29 protein-coding genes are annotated in these 26,316 nt (G+C 50.0%); 21 read left to right on the top strand and 8 right to left on the bottom strand.

Going from position 1 to position 26,316, the window contains the following annotated elements:
- The first annotated feature begins 46 nt into the window (after nucleotides 1–46).
- From B3M90_RS09955 to B3M90_RS09940, 4 genes are read left to right on the top strand one after another with little or no spacing between them, the layout of a single operon-like run.
- On the top strand, nucleotides 47–538 hold the full coding sequence (locus B3M90_RS09955) for a PH domain-containing protein (protein ID WP_035408021.1): 492 nt from the start codon (nucleotides 47–49) through the stop codon (nucleotides 536–538).
- On the top strand, nucleotides 535–1,983 hold the full coding sequence (locus B3M90_RS09950) for a PH domain-containing protein (protein ID WP_290783881.1): 1,449 nt from the start codon (nucleotides 535–537) through the stop codon (nucleotides 1,981–1,983). The genes B3M90_RS09955 and B3M90_RS09950 overlap by 4 nt, the downstream gene beginning before the upstream one ends.
- 34 nt (nucleotides 1,984–2,017) lie before the next feature.
- Entirely contained in the window at nucleotides 2,018–2,935 is a 918-nt protein-coding gene (locus B3M90_RS09945) for an alpha/beta hydrolase (protein ID WP_290783879.1), read from the top strand.
- An 18-nt stretch (nucleotides 2,936–2,953) separates the two neighbouring features.
- Complete coding sequence (locus B3M90_RS09940; protein ID WP_290783877.1) at nucleotides 2,954–3,745, top strand: protein phosphatase 2C domain-containing protein; 792 nt, start codon at nucleotides 2,954–2,956, stop codon at nucleotides 3,743–3,745.
- Between the two features lie 35 nt (nucleotides 3,746–3,780).
- Here B3M90_RS09940 and B3M90_RS09935 read toward each other — a convergent pair whose 3' ends face one another.
- Nucleotides 3,781–3,927, bottom strand: a complete 147-nt coding sequence (locus B3M90_RS09935; RefSeq protein WP_290783875.1) for a hypothetical protein — start codon at nucleotides 3,925–3,927, stop codon at nucleotides 3,781–3,783.
- Between the two features lie 148 nt (nucleotides 3,928–4,075).
- On the opposite strand from B3M90_RS09935, the gene B3M90_RS09930 reads away from it, so the two are divergent.
- Both B3M90_RS09930 and B3M90_RS09925 read left to right on the top strand, forming a co-directional pair.
- Nucleotides 4,076–4,672 (top strand): DUF1129 family protein, encoded by a 597-nt coding sequence (locus tag B3M90_RS09930; protein WP_290783873.1) that lies wholly within the window; start codon nucleotides 4,076–4,078, stop codon nucleotides 4,670–4,672.
- Nucleotides 4,673–4,693: 21 nt separating this feature from the next.
- On the top strand, nucleotides 4,694–5,878 hold the full coding sequence (locus B3M90_RS09925; RefSeq protein ID WP_035408013.1) for a hypothetical protein: 1,185 nt from the start codon (nucleotides 4,694–4,696) through the stop codon (nucleotides 5,876–5,878).
- A gap of 47 nt (nucleotides 5,879–5,925) precedes the next feature.
- Here the strand turns inward: B3M90_RS09925 and B3M90_RS09920 are convergent, their stop codons facing one another.
- Nucleotides 5,926–6,336: a hypothetical protein gene (locus B3M90_RS09920; protein WP_290783871.1), complete on the bottom strand. Its 411-nt coding sequence runs from the start codon at nucleotides 6,334–6,336 to the stop codon at nucleotides 5,926–5,928.
- 82 nt (nucleotides 6,337–6,418) lie between these two features.
- Entirely contained in the window at nucleotides 6,419–7,882 is a 1,464-nt protein-coding gene (locus B3M90_RS09915; RefSeq protein WP_290783869.1) for a potassium/proton antiporter, read from the bottom strand.
- Nucleotides 7,883–8,042: 160 nt separating this feature from the next.
- On the opposite strand from B3M90_RS09915, the gene B3M90_RS09910 reads away from it, so the two are divergent.
- From B3M90_RS09910 to B3M90_RS09860, 11 genes are all read left to right on the top strand, one after another.
- Entirely contained in the window at nucleotides 8,043–8,915 is an 873-nt protein-coding gene (locus B3M90_RS09910) for an SDR family NAD(P)-dependent oxidoreductase (protein ID WP_035408008.1), read from the top strand.
- Nucleotides 8,916–9,137: 222 nt separating this feature from the next.
- Nucleotides 9,138–9,623 carry a GNAT family N-acetyltransferase gene (locus B3M90_RS09905; protein ID WP_214853766.1) on the top strand — a complete coding sequence of 162 codons (486 nt, stop codon included), beginning with the start codon at nucleotides 9,138–9,140 and terminating at the stop codon, nucleotides 9,621–9,623.
- Between the two features lie 73 nt (nucleotides 9,624–9,696).
- The gene (locus tag B3M90_RS09900) at nucleotides 9,697–10,746 is read left to right on the top strand and encodes an oxidoreductase (protein ID WP_290758436.1); all 1,050 of its coding nucleotides are present in this window, start codon (nucleotides 9,697–9,699) and stop codon (nucleotides 10,744–10,746) included.
- A 183-nt stretch (nucleotides 10,747–10,929) separates the two neighbouring features.
- Nucleotides 10,930–12,006: a C39 family peptidase gene (locus B3M90_RS09895; protein ID WP_290783867.1), complete on the top strand. Its 1,077-nt coding sequence runs from the start codon at nucleotides 10,930–10,932 to the stop codon at nucleotides 12,004–12,006.
- Between the two features lie 118 nt (nucleotides 12,007–12,124).
- The gene (locus B3M90_RS09890) at nucleotides 12,125–13,846 is read left to right on the top strand and encodes a DUF2339 domain-containing protein (RefSeq protein ID WP_290783865.1); all 1,722 of its coding nucleotides are present in this window, start codon (nucleotides 12,125–12,127) and stop codon (nucleotides 13,844–13,846) included.
- Between the two features lie 133 nt (nucleotides 13,847–13,979).
- The gene (gene efeO / locus B3M90_RS09885) at nucleotides 13,980–14,798 is read left to right on the top strand and encodes an iron uptake system protein EfeO (RefSeq protein ID WP_290783863.1); all 819 of its coding nucleotides are present in this window, start codon (nucleotides 13,980–13,982) and stop codon (nucleotides 14,796–14,798) included.
- A 2-nt stretch (nucleotides 14,799–14,800) separates the two neighbouring features.
- Nucleotides 14,801–16,033 carry an iron uptake transporter deferrochelatase/peroxidase subunit gene (gene efeB / locus B3M90_RS09880; protein ID WP_396212976.1) on the top strand — a complete coding sequence of 411 codons (1,233 nt, stop codon included), beginning with the start codon at nucleotides 14,801–14,803 and terminating at the stop codon, nucleotides 16,031–16,033.
- A complete protein-coding gene (locus tag B3M90_RS09875) occupies nucleotides 16,017–17,690 on the top strand; it encodes an FTR1 family iron permease (RefSeq protein ID WP_290783926.1) in 1,674 nt (557 codons plus the stop codon). Before efeB ends, B3M90_RS09875 begins: the two co-directional genes overlap by 17 nt.
- An 86-nt stretch (nucleotides 17,691–17,776) precedes the next feature.
- Complete coding sequence (locus B3M90_RS09870; RefSeq protein WP_035407992.1) at nucleotides 17,777–18,238, top strand: general stress protein; 462 nt, start codon at nucleotides 17,777–17,779, stop codon at nucleotides 18,236–18,238.
- 86 nt (nucleotides 18,239–18,324) lie between these two features.
- Complete coding sequence (locus tag B3M90_RS09865) at nucleotides 18,325–18,690, top strand: YciI family protein (RefSeq protein ID WP_290783861.1); 366 nt, start codon at nucleotides 18,325–18,327, stop codon at nucleotides 18,688–18,690.
- Complete coding sequence (locus tag B3M90_RS09860) at nucleotides 18,690–18,989, top strand: putative quinol monooxygenase (RefSeq protein WP_290783859.1); 300 nt, start codon at nucleotides 18,690–18,692, stop codon at nucleotides 18,987–18,989. Before B3M90_RS09865 ends, B3M90_RS09860 begins: the two co-directional genes overlap by 1 nt.
- A 40-nt stretch (nucleotides 18,990–19,029) precedes the next feature.
- Here B3M90_RS09860 and B3M90_RS09855 read toward each other — a convergent pair whose 3' ends face one another.
- Both B3M90_RS09855 and B3M90_RS09850 read right to left on the bottom strand, forming a co-directional pair.
- Nucleotides 19,030–19,347 (bottom strand): hypothetical protein, encoded by a 318-nt coding sequence (locus tag B3M90_RS09855; protein WP_214853779.1) that lies wholly within the window; start codon nucleotides 19,345–19,347, stop codon nucleotides 19,030–19,032.
- A 79-nt stretch (nucleotides 19,348–19,426) separates the two neighbouring features.
- The gene (locus B3M90_RS09850) at nucleotides 19,427–19,963 is read right to left on the bottom strand and encodes a flavodoxin family protein (protein WP_214853782.1); all 537 of its coding nucleotides are present in this window, start codon (nucleotides 19,961–19,963) and stop codon (nucleotides 19,427–19,429) included.
- A 146-nt stretch (nucleotides 19,964–20,109) separates the two neighbouring features.
- Between B3M90_RS09850 and B3M90_RS09845 the strand changes: the two genes are divergently transcribed.
- The gene (locus B3M90_RS09845) at nucleotides 20,110–20,778 is read left to right on the top strand and encodes a hypothetical protein (RefSeq protein WP_214853785.1); all 669 of its coding nucleotides are present in this window, start codon (nucleotides 20,110–20,112) and stop codon (nucleotides 20,776–20,778) included.
- On the opposite strand, the gene B3M90_RS09840 is transcribed toward B3M90_RS09845, so the two are convergent.
- Nucleotides 20,766–21,617, bottom strand: a complete 852-nt coding sequence (locus B3M90_RS09840; protein ID WP_290758452.1) for an alpha/beta fold hydrolase — start codon at nucleotides 21,615–21,617, stop codon at nucleotides 20,766–20,768. The two genes, B3M90_RS09845 and B3M90_RS09840, sit on opposite strands and share 13 nt — an antisense overlap.
- Before the next feature lie 113 nt (nucleotides 21,618–21,730).
- Between B3M90_RS09840 and B3M90_RS09835 the strand changes: the two genes are divergently transcribed.
- The 3 genes from B3M90_RS09835 (at nucleotide 21,731) to B3M90_RS09825 (ending at nucleotide 24,061) form a co-directional block, all read left to right on the top strand.
- Nucleotides 21,731–22,735 (top strand): helix-turn-helix transcriptional regulator, encoded by a 1,005-nt coding sequence (locus tag B3M90_RS09835; RefSeq protein WP_290783857.1) that lies wholly within the window; start codon nucleotides 21,731–21,733, stop codon nucleotides 22,733–22,735.
- A 154-nt stretch (nucleotides 22,736–22,889) separates the two neighbouring features.
- Nucleotides 22,890–23,216 carry a hypothetical protein gene (locus B3M90_RS09830; RefSeq protein ID WP_290750408.1) on the top strand — a complete coding sequence of 109 codons (327 nt, stop codon included), beginning with the start codon at nucleotides 22,890–22,892 and terminating at the stop codon, nucleotides 23,214–23,216.
- Between the two features lie 326 nt (nucleotides 23,217–23,542).
- Complete coding sequence (locus tag B3M90_RS09825) at nucleotides 23,543–24,061, top strand: hypothetical protein (protein WP_290750411.1); 519 nt, start codon at nucleotides 23,543–23,545, stop codon at nucleotides 24,059–24,061.
- Nucleotides 24,062–24,296: 235 nt separating this feature from the next.
- Here the strand turns inward: B3M90_RS09825 and B3M90_RS09820 are convergent, their stop codons facing one another.
- Both B3M90_RS09820 and B3M90_RS09815 read right to left on the bottom strand, forming a co-directional pair.
- Nucleotides 24,297–25,271 carry a hypothetical protein gene (locus B3M90_RS09820; protein WP_290758455.1) on the bottom strand — a complete coding sequence of 325 codons (975 nt, stop codon included), beginning with the start codon at nucleotides 25,269–25,271 and terminating at the stop codon, nucleotides 24,297–24,299.
- Nucleotides 25,268–26,314 carry a DUF58 domain-containing protein gene (locus tag B3M90_RS09815; RefSeq protein ID WP_290783855.1) on the bottom strand — a complete coding sequence of 349 codons (1,047 nt, stop codon included), beginning with the start codon at nucleotides 26,312–26,314 and terminating at the stop codon, nucleotides 25,268–25,270. The genes B3M90_RS09820 and B3M90_RS09815 overlap by 4 nt, the downstream gene beginning before the upstream one ends.
- Nucleotides 26,315–26,316: the final 2 nt, after the last annotated feature.

Genomic DNA, 26,316 nt, shown 5'->3' with positions numbered 1-26,316 from the left:
AGCGACGTTTTTAACCGTAAATGGAAACGAAAGGAAGTGTTTTTTGATGTCTACTGTACAATGGCATACGCTGCCAGAACGATCGATTCGAGCAGAACGGCTCGGATTGTTGCCGTTACATGGCTTAATCGCCGTCATCTTGATCGGAACGACGATTACTCAAGTCATGTGGCTCGACCTGACACCTTGGTGGATGGGCATCGTCGGTCTGCTTTGGCTGATCTATTTCATTCCCCGTATCGTCTACATACCCGTTCTTCGCTTGAAGTATATGCGTTATCGCATCGATGAGGAATTTCTCGTCGTCCGCAACGGCATCTTCTTCCGCCGCGAAGTCACCGTGCCGCTCGTCAAGGTGCAATTGATCGATAGCCAAACGGGACCGATTCTGCGTCGCTATGATTTGATCACACTTGATATTCGAACGGCATCCGGCTTCGTCACGTTGTCAAGACTCGATCGTGCTCAAGGAGACGCGCTACGCACACAAGTCGAACGATTCGCGAAACTCGAGGAGCGGGAGGAGGAATCGTTATGACCCGGCGCGTCCACCCGCTGTTCATCGTGATGTCGAGTATCTCGATCATCCGCTCGCTCCTGATTCCGTTCGCCGCCTTGATTTTAAATGCGATCCGAAAAGGCGAGATCAACACCTATACGTGGATCGGGATCAGTGTTGGGATTGTGTTCGTCCTCTTATACGGGATCGCCTCCTGGTATTTCTATACGTTCACGATTGATGCCGAGACGATTCGGGTCCGCAAAGGAATTTTCCAAAAGAGTGAACGGACGACGCAACGTAAACGGATCGAGTCGATCGGCATTCAGCAAAACGTCATCGAACGACTGTTGCGTCTTGCGACGTTGACCGTCGAGACATCGTCTGAGAGCGGAACACCGGAAGTCGAACTGAAGGGGATCCGTCTTGATTTTGCGAAAGAACTGAAGTCGTCGATCAAAAACGAGGGACAGCTCGTCGTCGAAGAACAACAGGCGGAAGTCGCCTATACGATCCCTGTCCGCGATTTGGCATTAGCCGGTGCCTTGTCAGGACGCGTCGGACTAGCGCTCGTCGGGATCGGGACCGCCTATCAATTCATCGATCAGTTCATTGAACGTTATGTCGATCGACTGTTCTCAGAACTCGCTCATTTATCGTTGTTCGTTTTGACGGGACTTGGCGTACTCGTCTTACTCGTCATCTACATCGGCTCAATCATCGTCTATATCTTGAAATACGGTTCGTACCGTGCCGTCTTGCAACACAACCGATTGTTGATCGGGTACGGGATGTTGAACCGGACCGAGGTCGCGTTTCATGCTGATAAGATTCAAGCCCTCGTCATTCAGGAAAGCTGGATTCAGCGTTTGATCGGACGAGCGAGCCTGTCCTTGCACATCATCTCGGCGACCGGAGAGAAGGAGCGACTGTTGCTCCATCCGTTCATCCGGACGAACGAGATTGATCCGTTTCTGGCGACATATCTGCCGCGCTTTCGACAGTTCAGCCCGCAGCATGAAGTCGCACCGATTGGCTTTCGCTACCGGGTTCGTTGGCCGTTACTCGGTTATGCGCTGTTGTTTACTGCATTAAGCAGTGTCTTCATCATCGTCCTTGATTCCTCATGGCGCTTCCTGATCTTGCTTCTGTTCATCTGGTTACCGTTCTATTACTTCGCTGTGCGTAGCGGTTACCGAAAGACCCGTTTCGGAACCGGCCACGATCTCTTGATGTTACGCAAACAATGGGTCCAAAAAGAGACCGTCTATACGCCACGACTGAAAATCGAGGAATTGACCTGGTCCGTTTCTCGCTGGCTCGAAGCAAAGGAGATTGCCCGGATTGAGATTCAACTACGGGGCAATACTGCTTTTAACGCGCTTTATTTTGAACGAACGGATATCGATACCTTACAGCGCTGGTATAAACAATCGTTCCTTTCGACCCCGTTAGCAGGGGAAGTGAAAACCGACGACGAATAAGGAAAGACTCACTGTCGGAAAGGAAGCGAAGCACATGCGCAAATGGGGAATCGGCATCGTGTTGCTCGTCACGTGTCTGCTACTGTTCATCGTCTATGATGGATACCGGATGCAAGAAACATTGATCGGTCAGTCGGACGTTTCTCCGATTCTGAAGACGACGAGAACGGACGGACAGGTGACGAAAGACGAGACATGGTTCAAACAAACGAGCGAGACACAGCAATGGTCGAAGGACGGGCTCGTCCGCTTCGGTCGTTATCTACCGGTTGACGGTAGCAAACAGACAGTCCTCCTCGTCCCGGATGAGATGATGTTTTCACAGACCGGTGCTTACGCATTAGCTCGTTATTATCATGAGGCTGACTTTAACGTCTTACTCATCGAACGGCGTGGGCAGGATCGCAGTGGCGGCGTTCGGAACTACGGCTGGCTCGATCGACTGGATGTCTTGGAATGGACAAAGCGCTTAGTGGCTGAAAACGGAGACGATAGAATTGTCTATCACGGACTCGGTGTCGGCGCTGCGACCGTTTTACTTGCTGCTGGTGAGACCATACCGATGCAAGTCCGAGCGATCGTTGCCGAAGGAGCTTACGCCCGACTCGACGACTGGTTCAGTTTCCTTGCGGACGATCAGATCCATTACCCAGCGCTGCCGTCGTTGACGGTCGCAAGCATGTGGAACAAAGGGGAACAGGACTTCTTCTTCGGCGACGTCTCGGTGACGCGCCAAGCGACGAAAATCCGGGTTCCGACGCTGTTCATCCATGGACTGAAGGACGACCTCGTCCCGGTTCGGATGATGTACGAGCTGTATCAAGCAAAAACCGGATTAAAACAATTGTATCCGGTTCGTGATGCCGGACATGACGAGACATATACGATTGATCCGGACAACTATGAAAAACGATTGCGTTTGTTCCTGCAACCTTACTTGCGGGAGATGTAAAGAAGGGAAGACGGATGCATGCAGACGACACAATCATCCTACTACTGGGTAGGATCCGACGAACCATTCGTTGACACGAAGCAGATTGACCAGATTGGTCGGGTGACGCTCGGTCGATTCGGAGGCTGCTCAAGAAGCGGTCAATATAAAAACGAAGACGGGGCTGCCATCTTGATCGGCGACGATTGGGAGATGACCGTCGTCTTAGACGCTCATAAGACAGCGGATAGTGCAGCACTTGTCTTAGAGCAGTTGGCACAACACGAGTCGCGTATTCGGACTGATCTTGATGCACCACTTACGGAAGCATTCCGACGGATCGAGACGACCGTGCTGGATCTATTTCAAGACCCGGACTTTTTAGTGGCGTGTGCGATGTTGCAAGGAGAAACCGCTTGTTTGATCGCCGTCCGCAAAGGACGTTTCATCTGGTGGTTCTCCGTTGGTGACGTCGTCTTGTATCTGTTTCACCCGGATTTGATGAAGATGGGACAAGCTGCTTTGAATGAGCGGCAGTTCTATGAATGGATTGGACGCGCGAACGCCTTTGCGTTACCGGTCCCGAGTTACACACGAGGCGTCCGCGAGTTGCGGAAAGGGGACAACCGATTGTTCGTGACGACGGATGGTTTGCTCGAGTGCCCGGGAACACCGTATGCTGAACCGAAGCAGATGGAGGACACTTTACGATCAGGTGGTATTGCTGAACTCCTCTCGACGATCGAAGTACAGGGCGTTCGTGACAGCACGACGGTCGTCACGTGGACCGTCACGATTGACGAACGCGTCACCCAACCAAGTGATACATGAAATAACCCGCGCTCCTGCTTGAGCGCGGGTTATTGTTATTCTGTTTCAGGCGTTTGTTCCTGTTGCTGATCGAGTTTGACCGGTTCTTGGTCAACGGGTGGCTTCGCTTCAGCCAACGGGAAGGCGATGCCCGCACTGGTCAACAAGGTGATCAAAGCGGCGCTCGTCAATGTTTGACGCATGGTTCGACACGTCCTTTCTGTCTGATTCCGACACTATATTTTAATAATTCTGAACATTCTTCATCGTTTCGTCAAGCAATCTTTTACTTCCACTACGTATTTTTCCCAAAAACCCAGTATACTTAAACATGAAAAAGGGGGAAATCGATTGAAATTAACGAAAGCCAACACACGTTTATTAGAAACCGTTTTACCACGCTTGAATCTGAATGTCGCAGAACCGGACCGGACGGAAATTGAAGACCGTCTGCGGGCAGATATCTACGAAGCCCAGCGGAAGCAGCGTCCATTCGAAGAGATTCACGGTCTATCCGTCGAAGCACGCCTCGATCAGATGATCGCTGAGTTACCACAACGACATCGGATGGAGACGCAAAAACGCTGGACACGAAACTATGTCTCCTCAATTCTGATGTTCATCTTCATCGAAGGGATCGACGGATTGTTCCAATTCGCCCTGATCGATTACTTATTCTTCTCAATCATCGCTCTTTTCTTGATCGATGCGATGTCACAAGTCATCACGGCACCTAAGATCAAACAAGTCAAACCGCGGGTCTGGATTCAATTCGTCATCAGTTTCATTTTATTCTCAACCTATAAGGCACTGCTCGTGACGATCTTCCCGGCACCGGACGTCTTGATTCAGGTCAGTGGATTGCCGTCTTATATCATAGGCATTGCAGGGCTGGTCGGTCTTTATATCTACTGGTCGAAGAATCCGTTACGAAAACGCGGCGCGTAATTTGCGAGAGGGGATGGTTGCGTGGAATTCACACATTGGAAACGACGGCTGCAAGATCATTTCGAACGAATGGGCTTTTCCTTACTGACGGAACGCCTAGCGATGCAAGACATGGTCAAACTCGAAGCGACACATGGTGCCTTCCTGTTCTTCCCGGTGACAATCCATCTGTATGAGCGGTCCGGCTGGAAGATGGTCGCGTTTGAGGCAGAGACGGGGGAGGATCCGCAACTCGTCGAGCAGCAGATTGCCTCGTTGTTCCAACTCTTGATGGTGACGTTCCAAGAAGAAGAGCGGGAATTTCTGCTCGGTTTCCATGCTAATACCGGTCGTTACCTGACGGACCGTAATGCACCCGTCGGACGGCTCGTCCGTCTGATCGAAGAGTGCTGGTATGACGGTGACGTCCTGCGAGTCGACACATTCGATCCGTTTCCGGGACTGTTCGTCGCACCACCTTTTGCCCATCAAAGTTATGCCTTCATGCCGGAAGAACGGACGTGGCGCTTATCCGTCGGGCGTACTGGACGTCCGGCGAACGATTATCGTTTCGACGGAACGATTTTGTCCCCACACCGCTTACCGGAATCGGAATTATTTACTGTGACACCAAAGTCGGTACCGTTAGAGGATGAAGAGGCGATCCGAAACTTACTGGAAACGGAACGACAGACGATCGCTAAGTTCCATGATCGTGCCATGGCGACGATTCGGGCGTACGACCCATCATTTGGTTTTGCTTGGCGCGGGACGCAGACATTTTTCCACGGTGTTCCGGTCAATCCATTCGCACAGCGCTTGTGGCTCGAGAACGGCGTGACGCGTTACCGGATTCTACAACAAGGATCGACGCGATTGCTTGCTTCCGGTGAGACGTGTGACGCTGTCATCGAAATGCTCGATGCTGCCGTCAGCAGTGAAGAACCGGATGGTCAATCCGTCAGTCCGATTGGTCAACTGATCCTCGGGATTTGGCAACAGATCGAGTCGGACGAAGCAACGTATATCACGAACGTTGATTGCCGCGGCATCTCGCGTACACAAGCCGATAACCGGATCCGCCACGCGCTAGCAAGGCAAGAGACGATCGAGTGGGTGCACCGGGCACCGAACGAAGATGATATTTGTCGCTTTGCCGGTCTGACGTTGACCTTCCCACATCGTCCACCGGGTGTCATCACGATTGAACGAACGGAAGCAGAATAACACGAACAGGCACGTCCGCGAGTAAGCAGACGTGTCTGTTCGTTTTTTTAGTGCGCGTGCTGTGACAATCGATTAAAGACGACGGACAGACTGTAATAGATCATTGCTGTCAGAGCAGCGATCGTAAAAGAAAGCGGCAGGTCAAATGCGTCCTTCGTCGTCAAGAGAATCAGGAGACTCGCGATCACGATACCGTACACTCCGTAACCGAGGACTGTCGGCACATACGCTAATGTCGTCGATGACCGGTTGATGATCATGCCGATAAGGAAGTCGAGTAAGAAGCCGGACAGCAAGATGATCGGCAAGGTCGCTAAGACGTAAAACAAAAATGTTGAACCGAATGATTCATACATCGTATCCGATTGCCTTTTTGCGAGCGGCGTAAAGGATATGTACGTCAGAACGGTACTAACGAGGACGGTTGTCACAATAACGGCAAGTAATCGATTCAACATCAAGGTTCCTCCTTTATTTTCCTTTTTGAGTATATCAATCTATATCAAAAAACACACCCTACTGGAGGATGTGTCAAATGATCTATATTCCGAGTGACGCGATCAGCCGTCGCACGTCCTGATCCGCTTGTTTAGGTGTTAAAATCAACAGTTGATCGTCTACGAGGACACGTGTCTGACCACGCGGCGTCAGGATTTCATCTTCACGAATGATCGCAACGACGAGCACATCCTGGGGCATCTCGATATCCTGTAACGTTCTTCCGGCAATCACACTGTTTGTCGAGACCCTGACCTCGATGATCTCCGCTTGCGGATGGGTTACGGTCATGAATTTCAGGAACGGTTCGACCGTCGTGTCGGGCTGTGTCTCTAGCCCCATTCGCCGGACGATCCACGGCAAGGCCGTTCCTTGCAAAAGAGCAGACGTCATGACGGTGAAGAAGACGATATTGAAAAGAAGCGGCGCATCAGAAAGACCACTCGAAAGCGGATAGGTCGCGAGAATGATCGGAACGGCTCCACGTAGACCAGCTGCCGTGATGACACTCTGTTCTTTGACCGTGTACTGAAACGGAAGTAGCGATAAGACGACGGCAAGTGGACGAGCGAGCAGGATCAACGTCAGGACGATGACGGCCGAGACGAACAAGGTCCGAGGATCGAGTAATTGTTTTGGAAAGACGAGCAGTCCGAGCATGATGAACATGCCGATCTCTGCTAGATGCGACAAGCTACCACTAAATCGTTTGAGCGTCTCGCGGTAGATCATATCATGATTGTTGATCCAGATTCCGGTCAGATAGACGGCGAGAAACCCACTGGCGTGCAAAATCGTCGCGAGACCATACGAGAAGAGCGCCCCACTGAACAGAAGCGTCGGATAAAGGGCGGACGATGGCAACTCGATCCGGTTCAGCAGTTGCGTGACGAGATACCCGATCGCAAGACCAACTAGTGTCCCAAGTCCCATCTCGTAGATGAAGGAAAGAATACCCGCACCAATCGAGAACGATTCCGGTGCCAATGCAAACGATGTGAATAAGATCGTGAGAAAGACAGCCATCGGGTCGTTCGTTCCAGACTCCGCTTCAAGCGTATGTTTGACATTAGCATCGACCGGTCGTCCACTTAACAGAGAAAAGACAGCCGCCGCATCGGTTGAGCCGACGAGTGCGCCGATCAATAACGCGACCGGCCAAGAAAAATCAAGCAGATAATGTGCGACGAAAGCGATGATTCCTGTCGTTGCGAGGACTCCGATGGTCGCGAGCGACAGGGCAGCAGGGAGAATCTTTCGGAAATGCGTCCATTTTGTATGCAAGCCACCGTCAAATAGAATCAAGACGAGCGCCATTGTCCCATAGAGACGGGCTTGTTCAAAATCACCGAAGTTGATGATTCCTGAAACGTCGGACCCGGCGACGATACCGACAACGACGAATAGGATCAACGTCGGTACATTTAACCGGACAGCAAACTTCGTCGTGATGATTGCAATCAGTAATAGTGTGCCTGCGACGAACAAAATCGTACCTTCTTCCATCCCACCACCTCTTTCTTGATGACATGCTCTCTTCTTAGTATACGTTATTTTTTGAAAATTCCGAAAAATAATACCGAAATAAGGTGTATAAACGAATAGAAAAAGGAAAACTAGAAGCAGGACTAGTGCGTTCAAAATGGAACATCAAGGAGGAAGAGGGATGAACATCTGTATCGTCACGGGTGCCAATTCTGGTATGGGAATGGTCACGATTCAAGAATTACTGGAGCGGGGAGATCGTGTCATCGCGACCGTCCGGTCTCAGAAAAAAGCGACGGCACTCGTTCAACTGTTGCGGGAAAACGGTGTATCGCATACACAACTGGAAATCGAGATTGTGCAACTGGATCAACTTGACTCCGTCCGTCGTTTTGCGGATCGCCTGTTCGACATGGTGGGTCGAATCGACCGTTTGATCCTAAATGCTGGAGTCATGGTACCGCCGTATCATGTCACGAAGGACGGCTTTGAATCGCAATTCCAAGTCAATTACTTGAGTCACTTCTACTTGATCGAGCGATTGTTACCTTTACTCGAAAAAGGACAAGATCCGCGCGTCATCTCGATTTCCTCTCTCGCCGGTGAAGGCGGCTTGATCCGGACCGACGTCGAACTTGAGGCGATCGCGCACGTCAAAAAAGAACACTACAGCCCGATGCGTTCTTACCGCGAATCGAAGCTCCTGCAAATGATTCATATGCGTGAGCTAGCTGAAAAGCACGGCGACCGGATCACGTTCGTCAGCGTCCACCCCGGGATCGTCAATACGGATTTGTTCTATCGCGGCAAGTACGGCAAAGTGATGAAGACGTTACTCAAACCAGTCGCGCAAGTCGGATACTGGACCGGAAAACTTTATACACCGGAATACGGTGCGAAGACGGCGCTCTATCTTGCAACAACCGACGATCCACTTGACAACGGCGGCTATTATGCTGATTCCGCTCCTCGACTCAGCAATCCGATCGTTGAAGATGACGAGTACCGGGCACAAGCACGGAATTTGTCGCGCCGCTGGGTCGAATTATCCTGAACGCCAAAAAAACGACCGGCTCGTGGGAAGCAGGTCGTTTACCGTTGTGACGACTGGGGGTCAGATCACTCCTAAAGAATACGTTACATCGAAATAAAATTGTGGAATATGAAAAAAATCACAAAATAATGGGCAAACATGAAATCTTGAAGCAAAAAGGTTTTCTTCTCGCTTTGCATTCGTTAGGATAGAGAAGAATTTTTTTGTAACAGGAGGAATAACATGATACGACAAGCTACATCAAAAGACGTTCGAAACATCGCAACCCTACTTGAGCAAAAAGCGCTCTCCCTTAAAGCTGGTGGCAGTAGCCAGTGGTCAGCTTATCTTGAGCAAGACATCGAGCAACTCGTCGTGCGAGATTTAGAAGCCGGTCGCCTGTATGTCTTTGAGGATCAGAACGAGCTGCTTGGTTCCGTTGCCCTGCTTCCTTCGCTCGAATGGGATCAATCCTTGTGGGATGATGTAGAAGGTCTGTATATCCATCGAATCGTCGTCAGCGACCGCGCAAAAGGACGTGGAGTCGGTCGGAAACTGCTGGAACATGCGATTGCTGTGACAGAGGACGAAGGGGAAATCCTACGACTCGACTGTGTCGCTTCAAACGAGTTTCTCAATGCGTATTACACGTCATTCGGCTTCGTCTATCAAGGAACACGGGACGGGTTCGCGATTTACGAGTATGAACGCATCGAAGCGACGGCCTGAAGCGGTTCAATCAAGACAACGGTCGTTTCGTTTGGTATGGTAAGAGAAAAAGAACGGTTCAAGGAGTGATCGGATGCGATTGAATATCGGCTTCATCGGCTTTGGCAAAAGTACGACCCGTTACCATTTACCGTACGTGATGATCGAGGACAACTATCACGTCACCTGGATTTACAATCGGAAGGAAAAACCGGAGCTGTTCGCGTCCTATCAAAATCGACTGCCAGATGCACGTTTTACGACGGATGTGTCTGAGATGCTCGCTGACCCGGCACTTGATGTCGTCGTCATCAATACACCACCGGCTACCCATTTCGAATACGCGTTGCTCGCCTTGCAACATCAAAAGCATGTTCTCGTCGAAAAGCCGTTTACCGTGACGGAAGAGGAGACGAAGCGTTTATTTGCGGAAGCACATGCGCAAGGCGTCAAAATTCTCGCTTATCAAAACCGCCGTTACGACAGCGACTTCCAAGTCGTCGCCCAAATCATCCGTTCCGGAAAACTCGGACGACTTGTCGAAGTCGTCTCGCAGTTTGATTTGTTTCGTCCCGAAGCAGCGTCAGCTGATGCGCGCCATGAGAACGGCGCACTCTACGGACTCGGTGTTCATACGCTTGACCAAATCATCGCCTTATTCGGAAAACCGGACAAGGTCGCCTTTGATGTGCGTAGTGTTCGACTGCCGCACAATCCCGATGATGCGTTTGCGATTGATCTCTATTATCCGGAGCTAAAAGTCAGCGTTCGGACGAGTCACGTCGCGCTTGCTCCGGCACCGAGGTGGATGTTACACGGAACGAACGGTACGTTCATCAAACAACACGTCGATCGGCAAGAGCTTGATCTGAAAGCGAACTACTTCCCGGGAGAAGAGGGCTTTGGAGAGGATTCGGAAGACGATTACGGTCGTTTGATTTATCATGATGAACATGGTCACTTACAAGACGTCCGGATTCCGAGTCCCGTCGGTGATTACGGTAAAATGTATCGTGCCTTTTACCGCAGTATCGTCGAAGATGCACCGCTTCCAGTGAAAGAAGAGGACACCTTGTTCGTTGCCCACCTGCTTGAACAGGCTTTTGCGCAACCGTCTCCTTATATCTTGACGATCCAAAATTAAATTTTAATTTGATTGCAGGTTGATGACAACTCGACTGTGCCTATAGGCATGGTCGGTTTTTTTTGATATAACGAACGAGTACATCCCTTATTTTTCAGATTTTTCTAAAGAAATGTTGATTATTTTTTCAAAAAGTTGGGAAAAGGGGAATGTCTCATCAAATCTAAACATAGGGGGTCTATCATGAAACGATTCTTATCCGCATTGCTCGTAGCGGCTGTTATCGTTGGGGTACTCAGCCCTTCGTTGATCGCTGAGGCCGCGACGAAGTTGACCGTGACGACGGAGGTCTTGCGTGTCCGCGAAAAACCGTCGACATCGAGTAAGATTCTCGGGAACATCTACAAAGGGAACGTCTACACTTCAAAGGGAACATCCGGCAGCTGGTATAAAATCAGCTACAAATCCCGTACCGGCTACATACACAAGAACTACGTCAAATCGTCCACGTCGAAATACACGTCGACAGGAACGAAGTATACGACGGTCGGTACGCTCAACGTCCGGACGGGCGCTGGTACGAAGTATAAGGTCGTGGATCAATTAAACAAAGGCGTTGCGGTTGCGACATATGGCACGTCAGGGAGCTGGACACGGATTCTCTATAAGGGGAGTTACCGTTATATCTCGACGCAGTACGTATCAAAGTCAAAGCCATCAACGTCGACGAAGCAGTTAAACGTCCCGTACTACAACCAATATTCACTCGGATATCCGTCCGGTTGTGAGTTCGTCTCGTTGAAGATGGCACTCGAGTACAAGAAAAAAGCCGTCTCTGCTACATCACTCTACAATCAAATGCCGAAAAGCATGAAAAATGCGACGTATAAAAACGGGAAGTATTACTGGGCAGATCCACAAAAGATGTTCACAGGTAATCCCGCTGGAACGCTCGACTACTACAAGAACTGGGGAATCTATCCGAAAGGAATTCTACCTCTCGCGAAAAAATACCGCAGCGGGTCCGTTGATATCTCAAAACAAGGTGTTTCAAAGATTGAGAGTGAGATCCGTAGCGGAAACCCGGTCATCGTCTGGGCAACGGTCGATTTCAAGAATCCATATGGCTACTTCTCATGGATTAAACCGGACGGCAAAACATTCACAGGTTACCGGAACTATCACGTCATGCTCGTGACGGGTGTCTCAAGCGGTTCGTTCTACGTTTCGGATCCATACCGCGGCAAGTACAGTGTCAGTCGCTCGCAGTTCACGTCCGTCTTCAATCAGACAGGACAATATGCGTTATCTGTTCGTTAAACGCTCAACCGGTCGCTTCCACGCGACCGGATTTTTATTTTCAGGCGTATTGATACGAAAACTACTGTAAAATGAAGGAGTTCACCTGCTAGGTGTGTAAAAGAATGACAATGTATCCATGAAAGGAAGTGAAGAGATGGAAGATCCACGGATCACGCGTCTCGAGCAGGAGGTCGCGGCGTTACGCCAACGCGTGGCTGCCCTTGAAGGACAGCACACTTCGCCTGTCGCCCCTGAACCGAGCGAACCAGAAGTAAGTACGGTCGCCCGCCCAGCCCCGCGTCCTGCCTTTACGAAACGAAAGCCGGTTGTTCCTCAACCAACATTCAAGGAAAAGCGCTCCCGCGAAGACTGGGAACAGGTCATCGCAACTGTCTGGTTACCCCGAATTGGAGCGATATTCGCCGCACTTGGAGCTTTGTTCCTCTTCTCCTACGCCTCGGTTGCCGGTCTGATCAGTCCGCCTGTCCGCATCGGAAGTGGGGTATTGATCGGTTTACTCGTCATCGCCCTTGGAGAATACCAGTATGAGAAGAAGCGACGTGAACTTGGGGTCGGACTCGTCGCGACCGGTACGATCGTCGCTTTGGCGGCATTGTTCGCCGGAATGGCCTTATATCAATTCTATCCACCGTCATTAGCTTTCTTACTTGAGCTCGTCGTCGTTTTCATCGCGTACGGTCTGATGCTTTGGATGCGATCGCAAGCCTTGCTCGTCCTCGTATCCATCACCGGCTTCTTATTACCGTATCTACAATTATCGGACGACCCGAACTTACCGCTCTTCTTATTGTACGAAGTCGTCTTGTTCGCAGCGATCTTCTTTGCGGTTGACCGACTGAAGGCCAAAAAAGCGTTCGTCTTCGCTTGGGTGATCTTTACGATCGCACTCGCGTTCGGTCTACTCTCGTTAGAGCTCTACTGGCTTGATGAACAGGTACCACGACTTGATGAATGGTCTCTCTTACTTGCGACATTCTTCGGCTACGGTGCGACTTCCTTCGTCGGAAAACGGATTCAGTTTGAGAAGAACGTCCCAAGTTGGCTCGCTGGGGGTGTCGTCTTACTGACGTTACTGATCCTCGACTGGTCGTTCGGTACGCTGATCGCGATTCTGTTCGCTGGCACTGCCTACCTTCTCGCTGAACGATTGAAGGATCCCGCTCAAAATGGTGTCGGTCACGTCGCCTTACTCGTCGCCGTCCTCTTGATTCCGGCAGATGCCCTCAGCTGGACGTATCAACTGCGCTACTTTTTGATTGCCGGTTTGATTGCTGCATTCTGGTTCGTTCCACGAGCGCGGATGCCACACCAACGGTTATTTAACGTCGGATTGTATGTCGTCTTCATCTTCTCGGCTGTCGTTGACTATGAAACCTATCAAAACCTAGGTTTATCCTACGCCTTGACCGTTCTAGCGATGGTCCTAGCTTCGACAGCGTTTGTCTTACTCCTCGTTCAGACACATCGTGATCCGGGCTGGAAAGGGTCGTGGCAACTCGTACTTGTCCTAGCGGCGATCGGCGTCTTTACGACCTATACGTTGATCATCATGGAACTACCGTTTTATCGTGGTCTTGAAGAGACGGCACGTAGTACGACGTTATCCGCGGCTTATATCGTCCTTGCCCTCGTGCTCGTCGCGATCGGTCGGATGCGGACGTCGTCGACGTGGCGGTTGTCCGGGTTGTTGCTCCTGACGATCAGTGCCGTCAAGCTTTTATTGTTTGACTTGTCATTCCTCACCTTGTTCCAAAAAGCGTTCGTCTTCATTGGCTTTGGAATCGTGACGTTCATCATTTCACGGACCTATTTCAAGAAACGAAAAGAAAATGCCTGACAAAGCGCTTGGATTGGTCAAGAATGACCAGTTCAAGCTTTTTTTATTGTGCAAAAAATTTATTGATAACGATTATCATTGTCGTCTATACTGATAAAGGAACTGACTTAACCATTTACAGGGGGAACGATAGATGAAACAAGCATTATTGATGACAGGCGCACTCGCGGTCGTCTTAGCAGGTTGCAGTGAAGCAAAACAAGCGGAAAAACCAGCACCGAAAAAGGCGAATTTCGATCAGGTCGTCACCGATTACCGGACGTATGCGATCAATGAAATCGATACGTTCGTTCGTGAGACAGAAAAATTCACCGATGCCGTTCAAGCAGGCAAACTGGAAGAAGCAAAAGCGTTGTACGCACCGACGCGGATGTATTACGAACGCGCGGAACCGATCGCGGAAGTGTTCGGTGATCTCGATCCGAAAATCGATGCGCGAGCAGGCGATGTCAAAGCGTCGGAGTGGGGGGGCTACCACCGGATCGAACAAGGGTTGTTTGAAAAGGGAACGACAAAAGGCTATGAAGCGTACGCGAAACAATTGATGAAAGACGTCCACTTACTGCGGGCGAAGGTCGAGACGGTCGAAGTGACACCGGAGTTACTCGTCACGGGGGCGACCGATTTGTTAAACGAGGTCTCGACGTCAAAAGTGACAGGGGAAGAAGACCGTTATTCGCATACCGATTTATATGACTTCGCAGCAAACGTCGAAGGGGCTGAAAAGATCTACGAACTATTGAACCCGGCATTGAAAAAACAAGATGCGGCGTTATCAAAAGAGATTGCAGCTCGCTTCAAGGATGTCCACGCGTTACTCGATGCGAAGAAACAGGGTGACGGCTTCGTCCTCTATACGAGTCTCTCGAAACAAGACGTCAAACAGATGAGTGTCGCCATCAATGAACTCGCGGAACCGCTCTCGAAGATGGGCATCGTACTGGAGGGATAAGCATGAAACCAATACAAGAAGGCGTCACGCGACGGGATGTCCTGAAGGTCGCAGGCTTGACGAGTCTCGGAGCCGCCCTATATGCCAGCGGTCTTGAGAAGTTTCTTCCGCGGACATTAACTGTCGAAGCAAGTGATCAAGAGCCGTTCTACGGGACATATCAAGCGGGAATTCTGACACCACCACAAAATCACGTCCAAGTTGTCGCCTTTGATATCAAGACGGAGCGACGCGATGAACTCGTTGATTTATTAAAGCGCTGGACACGGTTGTGTGCCCGACTTGCGGCTGGGTTACCATATGGCGAGTCCGACTCCCGTTACGTCCCACCGGAAGATACGGGGGAAGCCGACGGATTATCGGCCGGTCACTTGACGTTTACGTTCGGGTGCGGTCCGAGTCTGTTTGACGGTCGCTTCGGCATCCGTCATAAGCGACCGGAGGCGCTTAAACCGTTGCCGACGTTCGATCTCGATCGTTTAGATGAAAAATGGGGCGGAGGCGACCTCGTCGTCCAAGTTTGCGGTGATGATGCGCAAGTCGTCTTCCATGCAATTCGTAACCTCGTCCGTGTTGGGCGCGGAACGGTCGCGATGCGTTGGTCCCAAGCTGGTTTCCAGCGCAGTAAAGCAGCAGATGCCTCTGGCGGGACACCGCGCAATCTGTTCGGCTTCAAGGACGGTACGGGAAATCCTGACGTCTCGAATAAACAGGTCCGAAAAGAAGCACTCTTTTGCCAGTGGCAGGACGGGACGCCATGGTTGACGAACGGCTCGTTCCTCGTTGTCCGTCGCATTCAGATGCATCTCGAAGTCTGGGACCGGACGATCCTAAAAGAGCAAGAACGGACCTTCGGGCGCGAACGTGCTTCCGGGGCACCACTTGGCTCTACAGACGAATTCGCTTCCGTTACACCATCGAAACGGCAAAAACGGGGCGAAGCTGCTTTACCCGTTGACTCGCATACGGCTGTCGCGCACGGAGACGGGAAGACAGCCATCTTACGCCGTTCCTACTCGTATCAGGACGGCATCGATGAAAAAACGGGTGCCCTCGACGCTGGACTACTCTTTTTATCGTATCAGCGCTCGCCAAAACAATTTATCGAGATTCAGCGTCGTCTTGCCGCACAGGATCGACTGAATGAATACATCACGCACCGTGGAAGTGCCATCTTCGCCTGCTTCGGTGGGATCTCGAAAGGAGGCTACATCGGTGATGCGTTATTTGCGTAATCTTGTCCTTTTACTTGTACTCCTTGTAGCCGGTCAACACGCGATGCCTGTCCAAGCTACTTCGACGGATGATCTCTATGTCGCAATCGGACAAGCTTTGTCTGCCGTCGCAAGTGAAGATCGCGCGGCACTGAATCAAGCGATTGATGAACTAGGACAAGCTGCTCAAGACTTAGCTGATCAACAAGCGGCAATCACGAAAGCTGTCAAACAGGTCGATGCGAAACGGTCGGCAGCGTTTCCGGAAGTCCGCGAGCAACTGACAGCACTCTCTGCTGCCGTCCGGAAGCAAGAAGAAGCTACTAAACCGAAGACAGATCCGGTCGCGAAAGCAAAGGTGAAACAATTGCTTTCATTGACGAAAGAGATGCGGCAGGTCAAAGCGAGCGACCGTCCGGCAGCGGAGCAACGATTGTTGACAGCATGGGCGACGCACGAGAGTCTTGTCCGAAATGACAGTGTCGGTCACTATGGCAACATCGAGATGGCGCTTGCCTCGATTCGGATCGCCGCGGCGCGAAAGCCTGCGGATACGAAGGAGTGGAAGACGGCACTTGATCAATTCGATACGGCCGTTCAGTCCTTCCTTGACGGAGAACAAGTCCAAGCGAAGAAAACAGGACTGCAGTCACTGCTGACACCGCTTGAAGAGGCACAGACCGCGCTTGCAGCAAGTGATTTGCCGCAAGCGAAGCTGGCACTCGAATCGTTTCTGAAGACCTGGCCGCGAGCCGAAGGCGAGGTCCGGACACGAAATGAAGGTCTCTATTCCCAGCTTGAATCAGACGTACCCTTGCTACTTGCTCGGCTGACGCCGGAAACGCGGCAAAAGACGGCACAAGAACTCCAGTCGTTCGAGAATGCTATTGCACAATTACAAACAAAGACGCATTATACGTTCATCGACGCGATGCTCGTGATGCTCCGGGAAGGTTTGGAAGCATTATTAATCGTCAGTGCACTTGTTGCCTTTGCACGGAAAAGCCGAACCAAACAAGAAGGTAAGGTCTGGGCAGGTGCCGGACTTGGTCTGATCGCAAGTGGTCTGTTAGCCCTCATCCTGCAGACCGTCTTTCAAGCCTCATTCGCAGCAACAGGTCGTGAACAAATCGAGGGCTACACGGGAATCGTCGCGGTCGTCGTCATGTTATTCGTCGGTTACTGGTTGCACTCGAAAAGCGCCGTCGCGAAACGCAAACACTTTTTGTCGACGCTCTCAACGACGTCCTTGTTCTTCGTCAGTTTCTTGACGATCTTTCGGGAAGGTGCCGAGACGTTGTTATTCTACATCGGAATGGCACCAGCGATGACGAAGACTGCCTTGTTGTCCGGGATTGGTCTTGCAATCGTCATCATCGGACTCGTCTCGTATGCGGTCATCCAAATCGGTGTTCGTTTACCGATCCATCGTTTGTTCCAAGTCGCGTCGTGGTTGATTTATCTGATGGCATTCAAGATTCTTGGTACGAGTCTGCACGCGTTGCAGCTGACGAACGTCTTACCGATCCATCCGATCAATGGACTCGGAACCGCCGGCTGGATCGGCTTCTATCCGACGATCGAGACACTCATCCCGCAAATCGTCCTGATGATTTTGATTGCGATGTTTACGATTTGGCAAAAGCGGCGTGCATCTTCAATCCAGACGGCTGCTTAATCCATTTTTCAATTTCAGGTTTTAACTATTATGTTTCGGGTATAACTTCTTATCAGCAGCTTGCTGCATGAAGGAGAGGGATTTTTATGCTTGAAACGCGCATCGTACGAAACATGACCGCTGTCGACGCAGAAGTGACGAGCCTTAAATCAAGTGGTTATTCGAATAAACAGATCTATATCTTTGCGAAAGACGAAGAACTCGCGGAACGCATCGCGAACGATACGCAGACGTTACCGTATCGCGTGACGAAGAAGTCGTTCTTCGAGACCTTATTATCAGCCGTCCGGAGTAACCGGAAAGACCGGATCGCTCAGTTGTCCGAGCTTGGTATGACGAAGGATGTCGCCGAGGACCTAGAAGATGAAGTCCGACACGGTCGGATTGTCATCGTCGGTTCGAAGTCTGATTTACTGAATCCAGCGTTTGCGGCATCGTATGTGGCGGATGAAGCAACCGATTATGGTGCTGGCGTCCCGAAACTCGAAGATGAGGAAACGACAACAACATTACCAGCCGATCAAAATGTCAAATTAAAAGATGAATGATACGTAAGCCTCCTGTTTCTCAGTATAGAGACAAGGAGGCTTTTGTTTAACCTTCTCTTGGAAGGGAATGGAAAGGAGGAAAGATGATGCAATTCTTATATGTTGGCTATTACGATGCAGACCAGATGGATGCTTTATCGAAGGAAGAGATTGACGCCTTGATGTCGCGTTGTGATGCGTTGATGAACACCTTTAATAAACAAGTGAACGTTTTATCAGACTGGCACCCGGGTCTAGCGACACAAGCATTTTACTGGCGAGATGGTGTCGTGCAGACGAATGATGAACCAGATTGCTCGAGTGGGGAGCAAATCGGCAGTTTGATCGTCTTTGAAGCACGTGATTTGGATCATGCGATGGAACTAGCTTTCCTTCATCCGACGACTCAAGTCGCAGAAGGGGAATCTTACGGTTGGCGAGCGGAAGTTCGACCGTTATCAGGTACCTCATGATGTATGGATTATGGACGACATTTACGACTCAAAACGGACAACGCGACAACGTCATTGCCCTGTTGCTTGAAGCTGCGGCTTCTCTTGCGACGCATCCGGGCTGCCTGCACTACATCATCAGCCGTTCTGACAAGCCAGATGTTTTGCATGTTCGCGAAATTTGGACGGATGCGGCTACTCATCAAGCATCCTTAACGTTACCGGTGACGCAGCACTTGATTACGCAAGCGCGTCCGTTACTTGAACATGTTGAACGTGTACTGGAAGATCAACCGCTCGGTGGCAAAGGACTCATATAAATCAAAACCCCTTCTCTCATCGAGAAGGGGTTGAATGCTGTTAGGTTGCCTTCCACTTGATATCGATGACGTCCGACGCTCGCACCATTCGGCGCATACCTGTCGATGTGACGAGTTCAATCGTTCCACGGTCATGAAAAATCGCTTGGATTGAACCGGATACCGTATCCAGTGGTTTCAATCGGACGTGGACCGTCTGTCCGGTCCGGACTGCACGTTCCATGATGTGTTGCAAGGAGAGGCGATCACGAACAATCGTCTCTTCGCGTGATTGATACAAATGTTCAAGATGAAGGATATGCTGGCGTGAAGTCAGTTGTTTCCACTTGCGATTCGATCGTTTTTTAGATGCGAACATGGCTGACCACCTCCTGAATTGAGTCGTACGCTAGACAGTCGTGCGCTCTGCTTCAGATAATTCCCTTCAAGATCCGTGCTTAAACACGTGCACCTGACATTTTTTCGCGAAACGCCTCGATGGCCACAATTGCTTCTTGATCGTGTTCGACCTCACCCGGTGCATTCCCTTCGGCAAGAATCGTTGTCTCAAGCGTCGCACCGAGGAACGACGCGATATGCTTGAACTGCGTGACGAGTGCCTGTCCTTTGATGCGCGGATCGTCTCCACCGACGGCAATCAAGTGGAATCGTTTCCCTGCCATTCGGCTTTTGAAGTCGAGCTCTTCGTCGCGAAGTGACTCGCTGAATCGGTCGATGAATAATTTCATCTTCGTCGACATCGAGTACCAGTAAATCGGTGTGATGAACAGGATGTCATCGTGTTTAAGCATCGCTTCGACGATTCGGCGATAATCATCACCGATCGGCAAAAAGCCACCATGATGACGGCGGTCTTCAATCGGCTGAATCGAGACGTTCGCCAAATCGACAGCCACATGAGGGATGCCTTTCAACGCTTGTTCACCGAGCCATTCACTGTTTCCTTTACGTGAGCTACCATAAATCGTATACATATCGTGCATCTCCTTTTGAATTCGATTGTTTTATTCTATTCCAAACTTCACTGTCAATACACCGATATGCTCACAATTGGTTTTGAATAAGGGTTTTGCGGAAAAAGACAAGAAGACGAAAAAACAAATGGGGGAGGAACAGTCGAATGGAGAGAAGTACGCTCATTGCGCTAGAAAAACACTTATATGCCATCCACCTCGAAATGGATGGACTGGCGCGGCTGATTACGAAACAATTGATTCATTTGAGCCAAGTGGCTGCATCCGTCGAACATTTTCGGCGGATGAGCTTTGATATCTATAAACATCGGACGTCGCTCGAACAGGTTCCGTCACAAGTCTTATATGAGACGGCTCTCGATTACGAAGATTGGCTCGAGGAAGAGTTTGATGAGATTCCTGCTAATTGGCAACTGGCGACGAAAGAAGAAGAGGTACTCGAGCAGCTCTGGTGGTTCGAATTCTCACGCATTCTAGCGGAACTCGAAGAATGGCTCAGTCTTTATCTGATTCGCCGAATTCGAGAAGATGTCCGCTATATGCCACCGGTGATCGAGAAGAACGCCTACGCCTTGTCAGAAGATGCCCGACACGTCTTTTGGCGACTTTTACAACGTTCCGTCGCGAAGCCTTCATCAAAAATCAAGGCCAATCAATTATCGTGCCGAATGGGGATCGCCGAGATCGCCCGCTGTGCCCGCCTCAATCAAGATCGAACACGTCGTGCGATCGGTGAACTGAAGAACCGGGGACTGGTTGCGATCGAAGAGGACGACGAGAAGTTGAAGATGCGGCTTCGGCTTCAAGTCATCTGATTGAAAGCGATGAAGCGTTCAATCATGCGTTCATCCCGACGTGCGGATGGACCAATCCAAATGAGATGACCGGGGCTCTTCGATTCGATGAACTGTGCATGCGGAATACTTCGTCGAGCGTATTCCGCGTGTTCGAACGGAACAGCACGGTCTGACTTTGAATGGACGATCAAAACCGGACACGTGACGGCTTCGAGTCGCTCTTGTCCTAAGTCTTGCGTGATATCGAATAACACACCCCGTCCTGGACCATTTTGAAGACCGACCTCATATAACAACGAAGCATCCGTCTCACTGATGTGAGTACGGATTGTTTCGCGTGGTAAGAGACTCGTCATCTCGACCATCCGGACGGCCGCTTCTTCAGGAAACTTCCGAATTTTATCCTTCACATACGCCCAAATCCCCCATTGAATGAACTGCAAGGGACGCTGCAAGACCGGTTGGATGAGTAGGCGATGATAAGGAAGTGAAATCCGATGCGTCATCGCACATGCTAAGACGAGGGCATGAACGCCCGTATCCAATCCGGCAAGGGCGATCGCCGTCGGTCCTCCGGCTGAGATGCCGTAAACGGTATAGTGTTCGATTTGACGGGATGCGAGCCACCCGGCGTAAAATGTCGCGAGCGCCTCTGGATTATCTGCGAGTTGAAGTGGTGTTCGCCCATACCCCGGACGCGATGGTACGATGACACGATACCCTGCAGCAATCAATTTCTCGACATGGTAGATTTCCCGATAATCCGACTGCGTCCCATGAATTAAAAGAATGACGGGACCGCTTCCGCTATCCCGGTAATCAAAGCGCTGACCGTTCCATTCTGCGATACAATGCATCCAAATTCTCCTATCTCTTAATATTTACCATTTTATTGTTAATCTAATTTTCTTTTTCATGTATACTGTAAAGTATAACCAAACCATTGTGACTTAGGAAATGAGGATGCGTAGTGTCAAACGAAAAATTAACAAACCGTGACCGCTTACTTGCTGTACGAGAAATCTTCGAACGTCAGTCGGATGAAGATCATACGTTGACGCTTGAGGAATTAAGCATGGAACTCTCAAAACGAGGCTTAATCGAGAAGCTATCCCGAAAATCGTTAAAGGATGATATTGCAGCACTTGCTAAATCAGGCTTCGACGTCGTGGCGGAAGAGACGAAGAATGGACTTGCCATTCCGTATCATCTCGTCAGTCGTCCTTTTGAACATCATCAGCTCCGATTGCTCGTCGATGCCATCGCTAGTGCGAAGTTCATCTCGGAAAGTGAGACAACAGCTCTCGTCAAGACGCTTCAATCCCTGACGAGTGATAAGATGGCGGAGTCACTTCAGCCGGTCCTACATACTGTCAAAAAACCAAAAGGGATGACGTCCCGCTCAATCGATACGATTCAGAAAGCAATCAGTGAAGGTTTCGTCATCAGCTTCCAGTACCAAGGGAAATTCAACGAACGGACGCGAAAGTTCGAGTTACGCAAGGATGGCGAGCATTATCTCGTTTCACCAGCACATCTATTGATGGATAACGGAAATTACTATTTGATCGGAAGAGACGAACGGATCAAAGAGGTTCGAACGTATCGGGTCGATCGAATCGTTGATTGTAAAGCATTCGAACCGATGGAAGAACCGGTCTATGTCGAGCCAAGTTACTTAAGTAATATGTTCAACATGTATGGAGGAGAGAACGAGCAATTGACGCTTAAATTCCAGGAGAGTCTGATGCCGACCGTCGTTGACCGGTTCGGGACCGATATCCGTTGTCGTCGTCTCGATGACCTCTGGTTCGAGGTTAAGGTCGATGCGCTCTTTTCTGACGGCTTCATGATGTGGCTGATCCAGTTCGGCAACCAAGCAGAAATCATCGCACCTGTCGAACGCCGAGAGGCATTCAAGAATAAAGTAGCGGGTCTTGCGACGATGTACCAAGTCGAAACACCTGCTCTTTAAGAGGTAAAGCAAGGTTCATTTGACCATGGATCTTGCTTTTTTAATTATTGAATAAAAAAATGTCGTTTTTTGTCGGATATTCATATTTGAATATTTTAAGCGAATAGTTCCAGTTACTATTATAGGTATCTGATACTTATGTAGGAGGAACGACATGCAACAGATGGAAAAAAGCCGATCAAACGGGATGCGGAAATTAGGTGCTTTCCTGTTCTTCGTTTGTTTATCCTATACATCTTGGTACTTATTCTCACTTTTTGTCTTTCATTTCGTGTTACCAGAAGATGTCATGACATCACTCGACATCGTCGCGTTCGGATTCAGTCCGGTTATCGCTCTTGTTGTCACCATCGGATCGCTACGTTTGATCGAACGGCGCATGAAACCTAAATTTACCCCCCTTTTATTCATCGGGTATATGCTTTCAACAAGTGTTTTGATCTATTATTCAGTTGCCTACGCGCTTCTACCCCGACTGTGACTTGCAACTCCTAAGCAATTGGCATATGCTACGCTTATAGCTTGCTAGGTAAGGGGGGATACGATGAACGCACAGTATATCCTCGACTGGATGCCGCTCGTGATTCCTGTCGGTGCCATCGTCTTTATTGTCGTCATTGCGCGTAAGGCTTCAAAAATCGATGCTGAAAAGTAAGAAGACTCCAACTAGGGAGTCTTTTTTTATCGGATTCCGTTGACACTTTATTCTTGTGATTTCCCTATTGTTCGAAAACATAACTCCACACATTTTTATGGTATAAAGAAACTAGGTGAAAGACCTAATATCAGGAAATCATGGAGGGACAGATGAGACAAAGAACCGTCATGACTTTACTTGCACTCAGTCTACTGCTTACCGTGTGTATGTTGAAAAAATCGACGTTGACGCCAAAAGCTAGTACCATCGATCTCACCATCGCTGTCGTCGGAACGGCTCCAGTTCTTACACAATCTCCGGACTTCCACTCAATTGATCTGCAGGAAATCAAAGGAGATTTACGTCAATATGACGCCGTCATGATCATGCCGGAGTACTTACATAAGGCAGCAGGACGTGACTATGCCTCCGTCTACCGGAAAGCACATATTCCATTTTTCTTCATCGGCTCTCAAAAATCCATCGAACCGTTTCTTGATCCGAGTCTCTCATATGAGGGAAGCATCTCGGTGCCGAATCCGACGTTTGCAGCTGGTATGCTCTATGACGATACGCAAGAGACGACCTGGTTGTTCGGAGAGGGGATCGAACGACCGAATCGTTCGGAGCAACTGAGGATCTATCAATCGATTTTTCAAACAATTGAACAGAGCCACCTGGAAAATTAACGCTTGAAGGAAACTAGACCGAAAGTGTACTCATTTCTTTTCGCTTCGGTCTGTTTTTCGTCCATCGAAATGTTTTGTTGGCGCTAAGACGATTTCCCGGATATTGACATGTTGTGGTGGCACGATGGTGGATCAAACCATCTCTGCGACTGGTGACTTGCGACGACACTACGCAATCAATTGATGCGCACTTAATGCGACAAAAAGCCCTTGCTCCACGAGCAAAGGCTTTTTGTTAACGTTCGATTTGTTCGCGTACTTGACGCCGGAACGTTTGGATATCATAGGCGGGTTCGCTTGTACTGAATTCAATCCCGTCGATTAAACGCGCATTGGATGACGCATCCGGGAACTCAATCCGCATCAACCACTCAAGCGTCGTCTCCTCATGACGTCTTGGGAAGGCTTGTTCAAGTTGCGAAGCAATCTTCAGCAGCGGGTGATGACTATAACGTTTTGGAGCATGCGTTCGTATCTGTTTGGAACGTTTGACAGTCTGTTCCATTTCAATCGGAATGACTTTTCGCTTCCGGATGACGTACAGCGTGATTGCAACGAACAATACAGTCACGATTGCCGTCACGATCCAAATCCAATGTGACGTTCCCGCTTGGACCGTTGCTTGTTTGACGTCTTCCACGCTTTTGATGTTTTCAAGTCCCATCGCGCGGTTCGTCATGTTGTCCGCTTTTCGTCCGAGTGGCTCCGTCCAAAGGAAGAGGGAGCCAAATGCTTCAAACAGCGGTCGGATCGAATTCGTCACGGATCCTACGAGTACTTCCTTCGTCAATCGAAAAAGACCGGCTAAAAGGAGCCCTAACGTCAGCATCAGACCAACTGTTGAGAAGATACGTCGCCATTCTGTCATATAGGTGACGACGAATGGATACGCGACGACAAGGAAGAGGAGCAAAAAGGCACCAAGCGGTGGAGTCACACCTGGGAATAGAATCATCACGCCACCGACGATCAGTCCACTTGCGGCGTAACGCCAAGCTGACTCGACCGTATCAAGAAATGCGGTCCAGGCGACGAAGATAAGAGCTAAAATACAAGCAACCGGAGATAGAATGAACAGTAATCCCGCTGCGAGTAGCTGCAGTCCAATCCGAAGCGAGCGGTGCGGCACGAAGGCAAGTGCCGGGAAAACGAGTGCTAGATAGAACGGAACGGGTAACAGACTCGCTAGGAAAATCCACCAGAGAATCATGCGCTCACCCCTTTCTGCCGATGACCGAGATGGATCTCTGCCGTCGTTGACGGAACGCTCCGTTGTAAGCGTTTCGTGAAATAGCGGCGCTCGAGTGGTAAGTCATATTCCGAGATCCGGGCAAGACATTCCATCGTCCGCAGGAACTGATGTTTCCCCGTACCGGACGGGACATGATACCACTGACCCGTTCGATTGACCATCGAGATCCAAAGACTGTAGGAAGCGCCTTGTTTTTCGAGTTCGCGGATGATTGTTGCGGCACGCGATAAGAGTTTCTCGAAGTCAGAGCGGAGGGCGAGCCCGTCTGCTGACAGACCATCGACGATCACGGCATAATCATGATTACGTTTCCGATCATATTGATACGAATACAGTTCGTTTGTCTTTGCATAGGCAGACCAATAGATCGATTTCGCGTCTCCGGAATAGGGAACGACTGAATGAAAACTCGAACGATCCGAAAACGGACTCGAACGATCAATCGTCTCACCCGGAATCATCCGCTCGTTCCACTCGACGGACGCTGGTGCGAAGTCAGGGAAGACGTGACCCAACTCCTGGATGTCGAGCGTGATATAGATCGTCATGAGATGGAACGGGTCCGAGATCATGATGTCAAACGATTGAATGCGAATCGTTCCCCGGTGGGCGGCAATGACATCGATTGAAAACGGAACGATCGTCTGTTTACCAACGTACATGTGTTGACGCCAAAACTGACTACTCGCGTCAGGAAGCTTGATTTGATCCCCGAGTAATCCGGAGATCGTAATCCGGCCGAGCGGTAACTTCGTCGGATTCGTCAGTTCGAACGGAATTTGGATCGCTTCTTCCCGGAAGGCACGGACTGTCTCAAGGAGACGGATGTGAATCCGTTTCGCGACGTATTCAAGATAATACGGCATCACCCAGCCATATATCGTATAGGCGAATAACAAAGCCGCCATCCAAACAGGACCATAGAGTCCGACGATGATCCCGCTCGCGCCCGTCATGGTGAGAATGATGAGGTTAAAAGCCTTTGGTGTGATCAATTGCATGA

This window comes from Exiguobacterium sp. UBA6309 (assembly GCF_002439205.1).
Lineage (GTDB): Bacteria > Bacillota > Bacilli > Exiguobacteriales > Exiguobacteriaceae > Exiguobacterium_A.
This window is presented reverse-complemented; position numbering and strand designations above follow the sequence as displayed.